Raw genomic sequence first — 19,073 nt, 5'->3', positions numbered from 1 at the left:
TGATCGCCCACCGATCCCTTGGCGGAATCGATCTTGTAGGTGCCGTCCACGCCGCCCGGGCCGGTGCCGGTGATCGTGATCGTCTGCCCCGGCAGGAAGCCGTCGGCGATGAAGCTGCCAAGCTGGGACCCGGGTGCGCGGGTGATCATCCAGGCGCTCGTCGCGGGATCCTGGCCGACCGAGATGTTGCCCTTGGTGAAAAGGGTCAGCGTCTGGGTAAAGCCGGTTTGCTGCAGGGTGATCTGGCCGCCATTCGTGAGAATGTCGGTCTGTCCGTCGGTGATCGCGTCAACACTGACCGTGGTCTGTGGAACCTTGGTCAGGCGCATCGTGTAAGTGTCGGGGTCACCCGGGCCTTGCGTGGCCGTGCCGGCGCTCACCAATGTGCTGCCACCGCTCTCGAGCGTGAAGACGCCCGCCGCGCCGTCATCGAAGACCTGCGCGTCGATGGTCTGGGTGATGTCCGAGCCGTTGATACGGAACTTCACGGTGTGCTGTGCTGTGTTCTCGATAGCAGGAATCACCGTCAACCGCGTGGTCAACGTCAGGATAGTGCCGGTCACATCGACGCTCTTGATGACGAACAAGGCGTTGTTGGTGAGGCCGTCCAAGATCGTCTGCGTGCCCGAGATGATGATGTTCTGGCCCGCCTTGTACCCGTCCGTGATCCAGCTGCCCGACGAGCGAGTGATGGTATCGCCCGTGACGCTCTGCGCAAAGGTTAGCGTGGGACCGGAATAGACGATGCCTGTCGCGGCATTCTTGTAGGCCGTGTCGGTCGTCACGGCCCCGTTGATCGCGTCGACGACGCTCGCCGTAATCGTGGTGTCGTGCGGATCCTCCGTCGTGAGGCGCTGCACTGCATGCGTCGTCACGATGACCGGATGGTTCCAGTTGGATGCATCAAAAGTGATGTAGTACACGCCGTCCTGGTCGGGCAGCGTCGGTTGGACGATGTTGAAGCGGGGGTCGGCTGAACTCAACGAGACACGAAGATCCTTTGGCGCAGTCGGATCAAGATACTGCGGGTTGATCGCCACCTGGACGGTGCCGGTCGGCGCGGTTGCAAGCTCGACCGCGAAGTAGTCGTCCACCGCAGTGACCGGAGGAGGATCAGCAGGATTGTTCAGGGGGCTTGCGCCCTCGAGCACCTTGGTCACGCCATCGACCGGCCGGCCATAACCCGGATATTTCACGAAGTCCGGCACCGTCACCGTGGCGTCGAGTTGCGTCACCTTGACGGCAGGCTGGTCGTTGTCGTGGATCGTCACCTCGACGTTGCGCACGATCGCGTGGTCGAACGTCGGATCGGTGCTCAGCACAGTGTGGCTGATCGCAACCGTGCGGTCGCCTTCGGCGAGTTGGTCGTCGACCGCCGTGACGTGAACGTACTGTTCTGTGTCCCAATTGCTGCTGTCGAACACGAGCACGATCGCTCGCGCCGGCACGTGGATCAGCGTGCCGTTGAGCACCACATCGCGCGCGTAGGCTGCCGGCGTCAACAGACCGGCCTTGTCCTTGTCGCCCATGGCAAGGGTATTGCCGGAAGCCAGCAGGACGCTGTCGCCAAGTCCCAGCGTGTCGATGATGTCGCCAGACGCCGGAACGAGGGCGCCGTTCGCGACATGCTCTTCCTCCGGGTTCATCGCGGCCGAGATCGTGACGTAGACGGATGTTCCGACGACTGGGATGTGCCCGAGTCGAATGCCGTAGACATCGTCCGCAGGATTGGCGCCGATCGTCTTGCCTTCCGTGACATCGGTGATGCCCGGGCTCAAATCGTCCGGAACGTTCTCGTCGATGATCACCTGTCCCTGGTCGGGACGCGAGACGCTGAGCGAGATGCCGTCGGGAACGACCGGCTTGTATGCTCCGTCGTCGGTCGAGATCCGATGATTGATCGTCGAGCTCGTGCCGTTGATGTCCCGCGACACCACGTCGCCAGCCACGTCGCCCGCGACGTTGATGGCATCGTTGCCCAATCCGCCGATCACGCGCACGGCCATGCCGGGCGGCGTGCTCAACACATCGATCGTGTCGTCGCCTTCGAGAGCATCGACCTCGAGCACCTCGATGTTCTTGTAAGTCACGGTCAGACCGGCGCCGAAGATGCCCTTGTCGGTCACGACGATATGGTCGGCGAACTCGGTGCCGAGGATCACCAGCTTGTCGAAGCCTGAGCCGCCATCGACCGAAACCGGCGCGTTGATGTTGTACTCCACCTGGTTGCTGCCGGCACCAGTGCGGATCGCCGTCTCGGCCGCCGTGGAGAAGCCCTTGGTCAGCTTCGGCATCGCGATCTGCTGCACCGGATCGAGCCAGACGATGTCGCCGCTCGTGGGATCGGTCTGGGCAAGCGCGAACGCGCGAACCGTGAACAGGTCGTTGCCGTCGTCGCCTTCGAGACGCAGCACCGCCTGGTTGCTGTAGACCGTGAACGTGTCGTCGCCGCTGCCGCCCTCGGCGACCAGCGGAGAGGTCGCGCCGGCCGACAGCCAGCCGCGCGTCGTCGCCACCGTGCCGTAGATGCTCTGCGGCGTGAGCGAGTTGGCGAGCTGCGGGAACAGGTCCGCGGCGGTGACGATGGATCCGCCCAACGTGTTGCCGAGCGGCGCCGGCTGATGCGTGCTGCCGTCGCGCTGATAACCGTAGATCTGTCCGACCTGGAACGTGTCGTTGGCAGAGCCGCCATCGAGGGTGGTGCTGGTGGCCTCGTCATCGACCGCGAAGTAGTCGTTGCCGCCCTGCCCGAACACCATCAACCGGCCATTGATGGAGCTGTCGTAGTTGATGCGCTGGACGGATTCCGAGCGCACGGTTCCGTCGGCCGGCGCGTCGGAAGTCTGCGTCTGCGTAAGGGCCGAGCCGGGCTTGGTCGGATCGAAATCGAGCACGGCAACGAAGGCCGACTCGTTCGCGTAGAGTTCAGGACGGGCTCCGGTCTCGCGCGGAATGTCGGTCGTGCGACGAAGCAGGAAGATATCGTCGAACGCCTTGCCGGCGCCGATGAAGTTCGGATCGATATTGTCCTTGCCGTATACGGAGAGGTTGTTGACACCGTCCGTCGGCCCGCCGGTGTCGAGCACGTTGATCACGTAGTTGCGATTGTACGTGTCGCCCTGCTCTCCCTGCGTACCCGTCGTGTTGACGACGTAGGTATCGGTCCCGGCCTGGCCGTCGAGGGTCAGTGTATCGCTCGACGCCGTCGCCGGAGCGGTCTGGCCGTACACCATCGACTGCAGCTGGTTGACCACGAAGAAGTCTTCGCTGTCGCCCGTCGGCGCAAACGGATTGAGCCTGGTATTTTTGATCTTGACGTTGACGTTCGAGGCCCCCGTGACGACACGGGCGGAGCTCAGGGTCAGCACCGTTGCCGCGGCTGAAATCCCCGTAACGGTATAGATGCGATTGTTGGCGATCGGGTTGCTGGGATCGCTGGAATCGACCGTGATGACGTCGCCGATGGCGAAGCCCGCAAAGGTGCCGCCGTCCGTACGCGTGATGGTGTCGCCATTGGGATCGGGCGCAAACGTCACCTGCGCATCGATTCCGGCAGTGGTCGGGGTCGGCGTATTGCTGCCGTAGGCGCGCGTGGTACCACCGGAATAGAACGACATGAGGCGAACCGGTCCCAGTCCGCCGGTCGGAATCTTCTGGTCTTGTCCGCCCGGGATCGGCGAGGACGGCGTTCCGCTCTGGCCGCCGAGCCACGTCTCGTCGAAGAAGATCTGGTCGGTGTCGGCGTTGCCGAAGATGCGGGTGAGATATCCGCTCGCGGTCGGGCCGTGCGCGATGACGCCATGCAGATGCATGACAGTGCCGAAGTTCGGCGTGTCGTTCGGCGTATCGCTGTCGAATTGCGCCACGCCGCTGGAAAGCTCGCCGGTTCGGCGGAAATCGCCGTAGATGTCGACGTTCTTGCCGGCGAGAATCTGCGAGTTCGCTTCCGTGGTCACATTGTCGCCGACGCGCAGCAGGATCGACCCGTTCGGCGTGTTGACGAGACCATGCACCATCGTCTCCGGCGTATCCTCGAGGAACAGCACGCTTCCGGAGTCCAGAAGATGCAGATCCTCGCCCTGCACGGCGCTCTCGCGCACCGTGAAGCGGATGTTGCCGTTGATGTCTCCATCGCCTCCGGCAATTCCCAGCGCCTGCAACAGCACAACCTCGGCATCGCGCGCGTAGAACGTGCCCACAGCCGTCGTCGGCAGCGCTTCGCTGAGATCTATGCTGCCGGTCGCTCTTGCTCCGATCGTGCCATAGCCGTAGGCCTGCGAATCGATTTCGAGATCGTTGCCGCCATTCGAATTGCCGATATTGCCGCCCTCGGCAAACAGGTTGATCGTATTGCCGATGACATTGGCGGTATCGGCCCCGACGCCGCCATTGCGGGCATCGACGATGGAACCCGGATCCGTGGCGAGCGTTACGTCGCCCTTGGTCTGAACCAGATTGACCTCGAGGTCGTCGATCTCGCGACCCGAGCCATCGACGGGACCCTTCCCGCCCAGCCAGTTCTGCGACTCGAGGCCGCGCACCACCTCGGTAATGAAGATGCCCTGGGTGTTGGCCTTGCTTGCCACTGCGACGTCGTTGGCGGTCAGCACGCCGAGGCTCGAGCCCGCTCCATAAAGTTCGTCAACGTTGATCTCGAGGAAATTATCGGTGGCTCCGATGCCGCCGGTACCGGACTTGTCGCTGGCAGTGCCGGTGATGCCATTGTCGCCAGCCGTCATCGTGATGTTGACGGCGGTGACGTCTGCCTCCGAACCGATACCATCGTTCAAAGCATCGATGATCATCCTGGGCGAATGCAACGTCACGTCATTTGCAGTCGACATGACGCGGCCGACGCGCAGATCGTCGGTCTTTTCGGCCAGGTCGATCCAGCCGTTCGTCAAAACGTCGACATGATGGGTGTCGGACGGACCTGGCGTGCCGCCACCGACGATCTCCGTGATCGCCTTGACGTTGATGAGCCTCGGACTTGTCGCTGTCGGCTCGGCATTGGTAATGACGATGTTGTGGGCCGAGATGATGCCGGGGCGATAGAGATTGCCCGTCGAGTCCAGCGCTCGGATATCGTACGTGCTGTCGATATGCACGCCGCCGGTCCCGAATGCACCCTTGTCCTGCTGCAACGCGCTACCAGTGTCTGGCAGGAACTTGTTGAAATAATCCTTGGTGTTCGCTCCATCGCGGTCGATCACGTGCACGCCGCCGACCGTCCCGACACTCGTGTCCTGGACGCTGCCCCAAATGCGTAGGTTGGCGTCGCCCGCGGTATTCACCGCGTCGATAACGACTGAGTACGGCGTATTGTCGTCGCGCAGGCGCCCCTTGACGTCCAGCCAGGCGAACCCTTCGGTCGTGCCGTTGCCCTTGGCCACGGCCGTGAAGCGCTGCGCCGGCGTGAGCGAATGGAGGTCGGTGGCCGTCGCAGTCGGAGTGATCTGGATCGCCGTCGTCGGGCTCGATACCTCGGCCAGTTGGACCCGCAGGGAGTCGACCGCAATGATGTAGTAATAGTTGCCCGATGTCAGCCCGCCGAGCGCTGTGCCCGAGGCGACATATTGCACGAGCTCGCCATTGAAGAACTGGTTGAGTCCCAGCGCTATCGAGTGATCGCCGGCGCTGACGTTTCCACTCACGAAGTCGGTCTCTGCCGGAACTTTCGCGCTGTCGACCACATCGATGTTGATCCGATGCTGCGTCGGGGAGACCGGATCGGCGAAGTTCACGATGCCGGGGTTCTGGCCGATGTTCCCCTGCCGCGCCTCGATGTCGAGGACATTGGTTCGGATTAGCGAATCCGGATCCGCATCACCGTCTGCCCGGCTCGCGCTGGACAGGATGTCCCCATGGGTGTTGATGACGCGCGTGGTACCGATCGGATTGTCGATGACGCCACTAAGCGTGATGGTCGTCGAAGCCGTATTCGTATTCTCGATGTCGATCAGCGTCGGACTGACGTCGCGCTTGAGCTTGAAGGTCAGACCGCGCGAGCCCGTGTTCGAGATGTCGACCTGCGGCTTGTCAGCTGGATCGACATCCAGGACCTTGATGTCCTGTACATTCATATCCAGCGTGGACTTGTTGATCAGCTGAACGTGGTGATAGTTGTCCCGGAAATCCCACGTGCCGCCCGAGCCGTTGATCTGGCTGTCGCTGCTGCCGGTATCGCCAGTTGCGAAATACACGTCGCCGGGATCGTGATTGATGATGTCGTGGACGTTGATCAAGCCAACCGTCGCGGTGTCGAATATGACGTTGGACTGCTTCTCAACGTTGCCCGTCGGACCGATGATCAGCACCGGTGACTGGCCGGAATAGATCACCACGTCCGAATTGAAGGTGATCTGCGGCTTGATCTCGGGATTTAGGTCCGGATCGCCCGAGAGGCTAAAGCCCAGCGCCCGCACATGATCGGGATTGTCGCTGGTGATCCTCATGGTTCCGTCGGAGCCATCGAGCGAGCCCCGTGGCTGGTTGGTCATGTCGATGTCGAACGCGAGTCTTGGCGTCGAGCCCGGAGGAGGCAGCAAGGCCGGGTCCGCGAGGACGCCCGTGACCCTCGGGGTCGCGGTAACAATCGCGTCCGCATCCCCCTTGACTTGCGAGTCGAGCGTCGTGGTGTTGCTTGAACTGGAGTCGACGCCACCGAACAATCCGGTTGCGCTCGATTCGGCATGCGCTTCAGTGTCGATCGCTTGATAGGACGTGCGGAAATCCACACCTTCCCAGCCTGTGATCGTGGCAAAACCTTTGACCTCAATATTGAACGGAATGTTTACGTTGACGTTCGAGGACGCGGTGCCGACCGCAACCAGGCCTCCGCCGTCGCCCTCGCTGATTGCCTTGACGGTCATCTGCGGATGGTCTTGGTCGTCGCCGGTCGCCTTGGAGTCCCCGGTGCTGACCGACAGGACCACGATATTGCCTTCCACCTTTGCGGCTGTACCGACATTCACCTCGGTCTTGCCGCTGAGCGAGCTTGATGCGAAGGCGTTGGCGTCACCACCAAGGCCGACCCCGGTACAATCGGTGTTCGTGACCTGGTTCGCCTTGTCTTCGGCAGCGATGATGATCCTGCCGCCTGCGAGAATCGCTGTGTTGTCGTTTACGTTCGCTGCGGTGTCGACGCTGATATTGGAATGCGTAAACCCGACTGCGACTCCGACGAGGCCGCCCGTGATCGTATGCGCCGCGGCCTCGGCATTATTGCTCGTCAGTGCAAGCACTTTGACGTCACCGGTGGCGACAACGCGTCCGTCCACGTAGGCCTTGGTCTTGTGATTGGCGTCGTTCTGGTTGGCATCTGCGGTTGGCACGCCGATGCCTACGAATCCGCCGCCGTCATCCCGGGCGCTCGACGTCGCTTTGGTGGTCGACGTCGCCTTGATGATGACGTCGCCACCGGCCGACAGCAGATCCGCCGAAATGTGCGCGTCAACATTGGGATTGTCGTTCGTCGTCGCATTGGCAACCGCTAAGCCGAGCAGCGCGCCGCCGCCGGACCCCGTCGCGACCGCCGACGTCACGCCGTCGCCGCTCGGCGGCGAAATCACACCGAGGGACACACCACCCGGTCCCGTCAGCGTGACTGTCCCGGCCGGACCGCTGGTCAGATCGACGCGGAGTTGCTGCAATCCGGCGCCCTGCCCGGTGATGTCCACTGCCTCGCGTCCGATCGTGTGATCGCCGGTCGGGCCGAAAGGATCGGCCAGGGTCAGCGCCGCGTCACTGAGGTCCTTCAGCAGGTGCAGCTTGATCTGAGTGTCGCTGACCTTCTCAACATAGAACTGCTTGCCATCGGCATTGGTGCCTCCGGCCGTCATCGGGAGGTCGGACTTCTTGATCAGGCTATGCGTGACGTTCTTCAGCGCTGCAAACCCAGAATTGTTCGGGTCCTTGGTGCCCGGATCAAGGGCAATCACGACCTTCGCCGAGGTCGGATTGCCGCTGTTGTTCGAGACGACATTGCTCTCGACGAGCTCCAACGTGTTGCTTCCGGACCCACTCGCGATGTGGAAGGTGCCGTTGTCACCGCCGACTGCGTTGCTGATGACGATCGTCTGTCCGTTCACGAAGCCAAAGTCGGACCAATTGTGGCCGTCAGAACGCGTGATCGTATCGCCAGTGCCGTTCCTGACAAAAAGAACATTCCCCATTCCCAGTGAGGAATCGTCGCCGAGCTGGATCGAACTGCTGCTCGGTCCATTGACCGTCACGACTTTGTAGTCGGCACCGCTCGCCAGTCCACCGATTGGTGCGCCCGACGAGCTGTACCGGACGATGTCGCCGGTAGCAAAGCCCCAGCTGGCAGCATCGCCGTTGGAATTGACGAACTGGATATTGTTGTTGTCGACGTTGTTGTAGGTCTTGCTGCCCTGGTCGAAGATCGGGTTGCTGGAATTGACGTCGACTTGAACGCTCTGGAACGTGTGCGCTGCCGGCGCATGGTAGGTCACCGCGTCGCCATCATTGAGGCCGTGATTCGCGGCAAAAGTGATTGTGTCGCCGGACGCCGGGGGCGTGAATGCCTGCTGGGTGTAGGTTACGCCCGACGGCTCGCGCAGTTTGATGTGCGTCTGATCTGCCGGATTCGGCAAGAAGATGCTGTAGACATGTCCCGGCGTCAGCCCGCCGATCGGCGTGCTGCCGGTTGGCACCTCGTATTCAACGAGATCGCCATTGTTCAGGTTCACCGCCGATGGCAGTTCGATGATATCCGTGCTCGGATCGACCTTGGCGCCATCGAATACGTCGCCAAATGCGAGATGATCGCCATCGACCGCAATGACGGTCTTGATGATCGCAAGGGGCGCGTTGGTGTTGACATCGAAGACGTTGGGGGTCAGCCCGCCGATTCCGGCATTCGTCGGCAATTGCACCGTGTCGCCGGTCAGGAGCCCGTGGTTGGTGACATTGACCGTGTTGTTGTTGGGATCGCTCAGGTCATTGCTGGTATCGGTGTTGGCACCGATGATCTGATAGTTCGGCAGCGGCTTGGTCGCCTTGCTGTCGGCTGTGGCCGTAACCGAGACGGTACCGCCCGCCGTTACCGTCGGCGGATCGATGTAGGCCTTCACCGTCGGATTGGATGTGGCCGTCGAATCGACCTCACCGATGTGCACGCCCCCGGAGACGCCAATGCCTTTGGTCAGCGCATCGGCTTCCGGGTAAGCCACTGCCGCAATTTCGATGTTCCCGGTGACGTTGATGCTGCCGCTCGACGAGACATACGCCTCGACATCCGGTGAAACGGTCGCGGTCGCTCCATCATGATCCACTGAAGCCAGGATGCCGCCAACAACGGCCTGCGAGTTGGCGTTCGCAGCTTCCGTTCCCGTGGCGCTGATCTTCAGGGTCTTCGCCGTAGTAACGGAGCCATCCAGATGGGCAAAGACCTTGCCTTTGGCTTCCGCAGATGATTCCGACGCGGCGATGCCGATACCGGACAGGCCGAGGCCATGTGCCTTGGCGACCGCAGAGCTATTATCCGTAACGCTGATCGTGACCGTATCGCTCGCCGTCACTGTGCCGGTGATCTTGCTCTCCATGTCCGGCGTCATGATCGCGGTGGAAATGTTCGCACCCACGCTCAGGAGCGACGGGCCCGACGACGACGAGTTGTCCGTGGTGGCGCCATAGCCAACCAGAAGTGAATCGCCGTTCTCCGTCGCCGTCACGGTCACGTTCGTTGCGTTCACCGTGCCGTTGCCGATGCTCGCATGAACGGTGGTTTCCACGTCTGCCTTGTCGAAGGACAGGCCGACCGTGACGCCACTCAACACCGTGACGCCTTCCATGATTGGATTGACCAGGTCGATGGAGGCTGCCTCGACCGTCACGTCCTTCGTCACCTTGATATCGGCACCATCGCCGATTTCCGCGGTGGTCGACGCGGTGTCGATGTCGCGCGCAAAATTCACGCCGACCGCGACCAGTCCTGCCGAGATGGCAAGCGTATGGACGTGAGTCGTGGTGGTGCTGGTGGCCGTCACCTTGAGGGAATTCACGGTACCGACGGCCGCCTGGCCGATCTGCGCACCGCCATCGACCGTCGCACTCGCACCACCCGTCGTTTCCAGGCTGGTATAGGACACGCCCGCCGCAACGGCCCCCACGGAGACCTGACCGGTGAATTCCGTCAGATCACGAGTGTTGCTGGCGACAACAGAGACATCGCCGGCATCCGTCACACTGCCCAGGCTCGCCTGCGCCAAGCTGCCGTCACTGATGACGACGACCGCGGCGCCAATTCCAACAAACCCGACCGCGGCATCGAGGGCGAGCAGATTGAGGTTTTCGTTCAGGATCGCGTTGACGTTGATGTTGCCGCCGGCGCTCAGCGTGCCGTCGGCGAATGCCGTGACGTTCTCACCGAGGGTCAGCACGGAAACCGATGCGCCGGCCCCGACGAAGCCGCCGGCGGCCTGACCCGTCGTCACCTTGAACGTGTCGATCTCGTGCGCAATGACGTTTATCGCGGTTCCTGCGTTCAGATGTGCGCCCGACTTCACTACGGCCGACGTTCCGTTCGGGATCGTCGGGTCGCTCGCCGGCGCCGGCGCATTGTTTTCGCGGCCGCTGATATCCGAGGAACTCGGGGTTGCAGAATTGACCCGAGCGCTGGCGCCCGTCGTCGGATCCGAAATGGCATTGTTCAGCCGGCTGCGGTTGCTGTTCGCATTCCCGTCGCCAGTGAAGTAGTTGATGCCGTTGCCGGTGGAACTGTTGGTCACCAGGTTCTTGCCGGAGTTCGCCTCCGCCGCCGCGTCACCATCCGGGCCGTTCACCGAGGTCAGCGTCTGGCCATCACTACCCTGGCTGGAGAGTTGCTTCAGTCCGGTTCCGTCGTGCTTCTGTGCGTCCTTGGCATTGTCGTAAAGCTGGATCACGCCACCGCTCACCTGGTGAACGAAGACATGGTCGCCATCGCTGACGTCGCCGAGACCGGCGCCGTGATAGACCACCTCGGCGCCGTCGCCGAACCCGCCGTCGCTGCCCAGATCAATCGTGTGCGCGCCTGTATCGACGTTACCCTGGTCGAACTTGTGATCGCCGGCAGCGAGGGCGTCACCGGTATCCGCACCGTCCTTGTCCTTGCCGCTCTTCTCGATCTGCTTGCCGATCGCCCAGACGCTGACCGCACCGCCGACGCCGACAAAACCACCGGCACCGCTGGCGTCGAAGCCTGCAACGTCCTTCAACGACAATGCTTCCACATTGATGTCCGCGAGCGCGTTGACCGTCGCATCGGTACCGACGACCGCCTTGACGTTGTTGTTGACGTTACCAACATCCACCGCGCCGGAGACGCCGACGAACCCGCCGGCGATCGCCACGATGAACGTCTTTACATTGACGTCGTCGGCGGCGCCGACATGCACGCCTTGCTGCAGGCTCGCGTTGTTACCCGTCTGGTAACGCGTGTTGATCTGAGCGTTGTCGAGGATCGCGGCATCGGTCTCGCCGCTGATCAGTGTCACGCCGACCGCGCCGGACACGCCAACGAAGCCGCCGGCACCGGCTATGACGATATGCAACATGTCCGCCTTGGACTCGGCCTGAACGATCACGCCATGGCTCGTGGTTCGGGCGAAGTTGCTACCAACGATGTCGTTCAGAACGTTGTCATGGCCGCCGGTTCTGCCCAGCGCATCGACTGTGGCGCCGGCACCGATCGTCGCGTCGGTTTCCTTGTGGATGATCATTACGCCGACCGAACCGCCGACGCCGACGGCACCGCCGGCGATGGCTCCGGAAAGCTCGAAGATATGAGTCGTATCCGTCGCGTTGACGAACACGTCACCATAGGCGAACACGTCCGCATCGTGGTCGATATAGGCTTTGGTCGTGTTGTCGACGCTGAGGACGTCCACTGCGCCGCCGACGCCGACGAAACCACCGGCGAGGCCGAAGCCGATCATCACGACATTCTCTTGCATCGAGGCGGCTACAGTCACGTCGCCACCACCGGCAAGCGTACCGGCATTCACCGTCGCATGGTCGCCGATGAAGGCCAGGGTGGTGTTGCCGACTACGTTCACACCCACGGCCGGCGCGACACCGACGAAACCGCCGGCCGCCCCGCCCGCGATCGCAAGGTGATAGAAATCGTCTGCCGCGCCGATGATGACGCTGCCCTGCGCCGTATTCACGGTCGCATGGTCACCGACGTAGGCCTTGGTCGTCACGTTGTCGACATCGACTCCCGCCGACACGCCCACCCCGACCTCGCCAACACCCAAGCTGAAGGTGAATGTCCGAATGTTCTCCTTGTTCGTCGCACCAACTGCGACGCCCTGGAAACCAGGTGCGGTTTCTGCTCTCGTCGTACGAACGTTGTGCAGCGAATCGTCATCCTGGCTCGAGGTATCGCCACTCGTCGTGCCGCCCAGAACTTTATCCTGGCTGGGCGTTCCAACCATTCCGCCGGACCGCAGTGTGCTGCGCGCGCCCGGATCGTCGGATTCGGCACTCCGCGTACCACCCGTAGGACCTGTCTCGATGCCCTGTCCGTGTGGATCATGCGGATCAAAGGTGCTGGCGGCAGCGGCTGTGTCGATGTGGATTGCGCCCGTATTCACGGTCGCGCCGGAACCCAGCCCGTCGCCCGTGACCACGGCGTGGGAACCGATGAATGCCTGGGTATCCTTGTTCATAACATCGACACCGGCCGCGGCACCGATGCCGGCCACACCCGCCGCTGCGATGACCGCGGTGATCTCGTTGATATCGGTCTGGTCGTCGGCAGAAATAGCTACGGTGCCGTCGGCATGCACGTTGCCATCGCCGAAACTCAGTATTGCATCGTCCGGATCGTCGCCTATGAAGGCGCGCGTCTGCAGCTGGAACACGTTGATATCGGCATTGACGCCGACCCCGACGTCTCCACCGACGGCGACCCCACCCGAAACGGAGATCAGACTCTCGGTCGATTTCGCCGTGACGAAAATATTGCCGCCCACGGTCGCATCGACGGCCGAGTCGATGAAAGCGTTGGTGTGCTTGTTGAACACGCCGACACCGACACCGACGCCGACGCCGCCTGTGCCGCCGACCGCGATCTCACCGGCCACGGTGGTCACCGTGGTATCATCGGTCGCCTTGACGGTCAGATCGTGTGCGCCGACGATCGTGACATCCGCGTTGTGACCAATGCGCGCCGTCGTGTGCTCGGTCAGCAGGTTGACTCCAGCGGAGCCGGCGACCCCGACCTCACTGGCTCCAGCCGCACCCGCTGCGATGGCAATGACGTCCTCGCTTTCGGCGGCGATCACATCGATGTTGCCGCCCGCTCGCACCGTCGCAGAGGCTCCGACATAGGCCTGCACGGTCCCGTCATAAATCAATGTCGTGTTCGCGAGCCCGATACCGGCCGAGTCGCCGATTCCGATCGCGCCGGCGACCATCGTCGTGATGAACGTGCCGGTCGCTTTCACCGAGACGGAGCCATCGGAGCGCACGGTCGCCGAATCGTTGATGTATGCGTCGGTCTCGACATGAATGTCGGCGATCCCGATTGACGCTGCGGCGCCCACGGAACCAAAGCCGGCGCCCAAGGTTGCGGCGACCGACAACATCGTCTCGGGGGATGTCGCCGTCACGCTCACAGTTCCGCCACCGTTGTTTCCGACAACCGCGGACCCGTCGATGTAGGCTTTCGTTGTCTTGTGCAGGATCTCGACATCCAGTCCGACGCCGAAACCCGACGAATCGATAGACAGGGCTAGTGCACCCGCGACGCTGACGACCTTGGTCTCGTTTGTCGCCGCCACGCTGACCGTTTGTGCGCTGCCGACCGTATAGAGGCCGCCCCGATTGACCTGGCTGGAGGCGCCGATATGCGCGTCCACGTCGACGTGCAGGTCGTTGATGATGAACGAGCCGGCGATGGCCAAATCAGCTTGGCTGGCGGAACCGGCGACCGCCACCGAAGTCAGCTTCGGCTGTATCAATGGCAGGTCGATTTCGGTTGGCACCATGTGACTCTCGGCCTTGACCGAAATGGCACCGGCGGCATCCGCGTCACCACCGATTGCTGCCGTCGTCGAGGCATGCAGCAGCGTCACATTGATTGCAGCACCGAACGCCCCCTTATCCTTGGAGAACGCACCTGCAGCCGCCAACGTCTGCGGCCCGAGAACGGCAGTTCCATTGACCGTGATCCCGCCGTCGGACTCGAGGTGCGAGGTGCTTGCCGTCGATGCCTCGGTGTCGAAATGGTCGACGATGTTGATCGCCACCGAGCCGGCGATGCTCATGCCACCCTTGCCGCCTGCGGCCGCCGCACCCCATGCGACAAAATCGTCGGTCTCGCCGCTCGGCGTGATCGCCTGGATCGTGATACCCGCGACCGCATCATGACTGATGATGACCGAGCCGCCCCCGACCAGCGCCTTGTTTGTCGCCCCGAGCCAGTTGACGCTGACGCCGGCCGCGATGTGATCGTCGCTGTTCAACGCGACGCCGGTGCCGATCGCCTTGGCACTGCCGTCATATTCGGCCTGAGCAGAGATCGTCACAGCGCCCTGTGCCGTGATGTCGGCTCCGTGGGTGACTTGCGCGGTGTTATCGGCGAGGATCCGGTTGACCGCGATAGAGGCGGCGATGCCGACGCCGCTGTTGTTGGTACCGCCCTCGGAGGAAGCCGACGAATTTCCGCCTGAAGCGCCGCCGCTGGCCGTTGGCAGCGAGATGCCCTTGCTGTTTGTGTTCGAGCTGCTGCCGTTCACCTGGCCGTCGGCCTTCGTATCGGCATTGTCATCCGAGTCCTTCGCCCCTGAGACGGACGCGAGGGCCTTGGCCTCGCTCTTGACCGTCGAATCGGAGGAAACGGTCGCCGCACCCGCAGTCGTATTGACGCTACGGGCGAGTTCGGCGCTGACCTTCTCGGTAACCCAGGCAATTGAGACCGACGCGCCGACGCCGACGCTCTTGCCGGCTGCCTTGGCGTCTGTTTCGGTGTTGAAATCTGCATCGTTCGATGCGGTAACCGCAACGTCACCGTTCGCAGACAACAGTCCGCCAGTGCCGACATACGCAGTTGCCTTTTCGTCGGCGACCAGCACGCCAACGCCGATACCTACCCCGGTCCCGCCAGAGGACGCTGCACCGTTCTCGCCATGGGTGAATGCCGTATCTCCGGAGTCGGCCGAAACCGTGAAAGTCCCGACTGAACCGGACCACGACGACCCGTCGGTGATCTGTGCATTGACGGTATTGGTGAGCACATTGATCCCGATCGAGGCACCGACGCCTGCTTTCTCGCCTTCGGTGTCGCCGTGCGGTCTGGCGGTTGCCAAATTCGACTCGTCGCCGGCGGCCGAGACCGAAGAATTGCCTCCGGTCGTCGTCACGGTCGCCGAACCGGACAAATCCACGCCCGGGGTAAGGCCAACCACCGCCTGCGTGTCGTTGTTCACGATGTTGATTGCGGCCGAAATGCCGACGCCGATATTACCACCGCTGGCGCCCGACGTTGCGTCGGCACGCGAAGAGTGGGTGAGATCGTGCAGCTTCTGGCCGGCGGGCGCAGCGCCGCTCAGCGTAATCGCCTTTCCGTCGTAGGCATCGCCCAGCGACGCCGCGAGCTGGTAGTGACCGCCGGTCAGGTCGATGATGAAGTACGTGGTGTTGTCGCTCAAACCACCGAGTGGTGAACCGCCGTTGGCATCATATTTGACACGGTCGCCGGTGCGCAGGGTCTCGTCGGGGCCGAGATTGAGCTCGGTGATGTTGCCGGTCGGATCGAAATCAATCGCACCGATCGGGGTCGGGACGCCCCCGATGTATTTCCAGAGCTGGTTGCCCGATGATGACAGGGCGCCGGAACTGAGATCCACCAGGCCGGTGGCGCCGCCGTCTTCGGCATCCGCCTTGTTGGTGTCGTAAAGCTTGATGGTGCCGTCGCCGTTGACATGCACGTAATAGGTCGTGACCAAGGGGGTTAGGCCGAAGCCGCCGAGCCCGACATACTGGACTTGATCGCCGTTCGCGAGACCGGCATTGAGACCAACGAAGAGCGTATCGTGCGTGGTGTCGACCACCGGTACGGTGATCACCGGCGCGTCGATCTGCCGATCGGCCACGACGGCACCGACGTTCAGACCACTGCCGCTGACCACCGCGCCATTACCGACAAAGGCCTGGTTGGTGATGTTGTTGACGTTGACAGCGACCGCAACGCCGACGCCGGTGCCGCCGCTTCCGGTGACCGCGGAACCATCCGCGAGCGCATGCCCGTCGACATTGGCCTGCGAATGGACTGTAATCAGCCCGGTCGCCGTGACATGGCCGCTATCCGGAATCGACGCAACCGACGATCCATTCTCGATGTTGACCGCGATCGCACCTGCGACGTCGACCTGCCCGCTGCCGGTATCGGCATCGGGAGCGGTTGCGCCATTGTTGCCCTTGGCACTTCCACCCGTCTTGGTCTTCGCCGTGGTGTCGGCGAAGTTCATCTGATCCTGCTTCTTGCCGTCGGCTTTCTTGCCGCTGCCGCTGTCTTCGCCGCCCTTCACGCTTGCTTTCGCCGAGCTCTCACTGATCGAGATGGCGCTCGACATGAAGGCCGCCGCGCCGCCGCTCGTGAAGAGATTGCGGCCGGTGGTGGCCTGCGAGTCATCATTCACGATCGACAAGGCAAGCGAAATGCCGACGCCGGTCTTATCCGCTTCGGTGTCGCCCTCGGCGGAGGTCCTGACGACATTGGTCAGGGTGGAACTCAGATTGAATCCGTCGGCGCCGACCGTCAGCAGGCCGCCGCTGCCGATCGTTGCATGGGTATCGTCATTCGCGACCGAAATCGCGATGACGGGCGTGACCGCAGTCCCGCCGGCCGAACCGTTCTTGGCCTCGGTCTCCATCTCGTGCGCCGACGAGGCATCGAGCGTCAGACCCTTCGCGCCCGTGAGCAAGACATTGTCGTCGACGTAGGCGGCAGTCGTGTCTTCACCGTAGTTGAAAGCTACGGAGGCGCCGATTCCGGTTCCGGGATTCACGCCGTCGGCTTCGTGCGGCGTCGCCTTCGCGACGTTCTTGATGTCCGCGTGCGCCGCGATGGTGACGTCCGGGCTCCCGACCAGCGTGACGTTCGCACCGTTGTCGAGATAGGCTTTATGATTGAACAGGACGACATTGATCGCCAGTGATCCGGCAAAACTGACGCTGCTGGCGTCCCCGAGGCCGGAGATCGCTTCTGCGCTGAATACGCTTTGCTTGTCGTCCAGCGCCTGGACCTCAATGGCGAGCGAACCGCCAGTAACGGTGCTCGTTCCGCCAATGTAGGCAAGATCATCCCGGGTCGCGACATTGATCGCGACCGCGACGCCGACCGCCTTGGAAGCACCGCCGCCACCGCCGGACGAATCCTGGGTGAACCCACCATCCGCGTTGGTCGTCATCACGTCGACGGACGCCGCTATGATCGACGCAGCATCAATGCCGGCGTTGATGGTTCCGTCCTGCAAATAGGCCTTGGTATCGCCCGTATCTACCGCGACCGCGATCGCGCCCGCAAATGAAATGCTTTCGTTGCCTGAATCTCCCGCTGTCTGCGCGTTGTTGTTCTTGAGCGTCGTCTCGCTCGCGTTGTCGCCGCCGCCGCTCTGCGCACTGCCGCCGACCGACGAATTGGCCGTGGTCGTGATGTCGCGGTCCGTCGTGGCCTGAAGGCTGACTCCGAGGCCGCTGACGGTGGAACCGTCAACTGATGCTACGGTGTCACCGAAAACCACCGAAACCGCAACGCCCGCGCCGGCTGTTCCCGCGCTGCCGTCCGCCGTGGTCGTGGCATCGAGCTCGCTGCTCGCCTGCAGTGTCGCGGCGCCGCCCATGGCATTCACGACCGCGCTGTCCGACACGGCGAGTTTTGCCCTGCTCTCGAACGCCGTGACGGCCACGGCTGCATCCTTCGATGCGTCGGCGTTGTCGGTCGGCACGGCCGATGCATTGATCGTCACGCTGGATTTGGCGGTCGCATCGATCTTGCCGCTGGCGCTGACGTTGGTCGAGGCCCCGTGGATCAGCACCTCCGGATCCGCATCGCCGGCGACGATCGTGATCTTGAACGAGTTGTTGTTGGCCGACGATGCGGTCAGCGTGCCGTCGACGGTCGCATTGAGAACCAGGTCACCATTGGTCGCGCTGAGCACGGAATCGCCGACATCGATCTTCGCGCTGGAAAAACTCGTGACCAGTGAGACGAGATGAATCTTGTCGCCGAGATTGTCGTTGATCGCGTCGGCGATCTTTCCGGTGATCTCGCCGCTCAGGTCAGGATCGTCAGCATTGCCCTTAGTAGTACCGTCGGCAGTCACATTGAGCGCCGAGTGCGCCGTCAAACTCACCTTGCCGGATGCGCTCAGATTGGCGCCGGACAGTGTGATGGCCGAATTCGCGTTGGACAGTATTCCCTGGCCTACGATCGCATCGCTAACGGCGGTGGCCTCCGACTTCAGCGACAGTTCGCCAGCGAAGCTCGCATGTGCGCCGGACGAGATTGCGGAATCGCTCGTGACGTTCAGGCCAAAACCGACCGTCGCGGCAGACGCGGCGTCCAGCGAAACGGTGTCCTGGAACAGCCTTTGATCGCCGCCGGTGAAATTGATGCTCAGTAGGTGGCCACCGATCGCTGCATTTGCAGTCTCAAAGGACTTGAGATCCAGGTGAATCGTGTCGCCGTAAATATCGTCTCCGCCGCCGCGGTCGATCGTGACGCTGTTGTCACCACCGGCAACGATTGATTTTGAACCGATGACCGATGCTGTCGCGTTGTCGTAGAGATTGAACGAGCCCGCCTCGGCCTTGAGCGTAAAGTCCGTATGCGTATTGAGGACCCCGCCATAGGTGATATCCGCCGACAACAGCAGCCGCGGCTCGATCGCCTCGAGCGTGAAGTTCTGGCGCCGCGGCTTTGCCGCCGGGCGCGCAGCACCGCCGATCCGCCGCTTTCTACTGTCCCGTCCCGGAAGGATCTCGCGAATGACCTTGTCGAGGAGGGATTCGAACGCGGAGCGCTTGTGAGCTTCCTTGTTCCAGCGCCAGGCTATACCCAT

At 62.6% G+C, this 19,073-nt stretch carries 1 protein-coding gene (only partly in view); it reads right to left on the bottom strand.

Going from position 1 to position 19,073, the window contains the following annotated elements; translation table 11 throughout:
• Positions 1–19,073: the 5' portion of an LEPR-XLL domain-containing protein gene (locus XH90_RS12960; protein WP_194481849.1), read on the bottom strand. 9,409 nt of this gene lie to the left of the window's left edge; 19,073 of the gene's 28,482 nt are visible here — the first part of the coding sequence; it begins with the start codon at positions 19,071–19,073; its stop codon lies off the left edge, out of view.

The organism is Bradyrhizobium sp. CCBAU 53338 (assembly GCF_015291665.1).
Lineage (GTDB): Bacteria > Pseudomonadota > Alphaproteobacteria > Rhizobiales > Xanthobacteraceae > Bradyrhizobium.
Note: the sequence above shows the minus strand (reverse complement) of the source record. Positions and strands in the feature narration are given on the sequence as shown.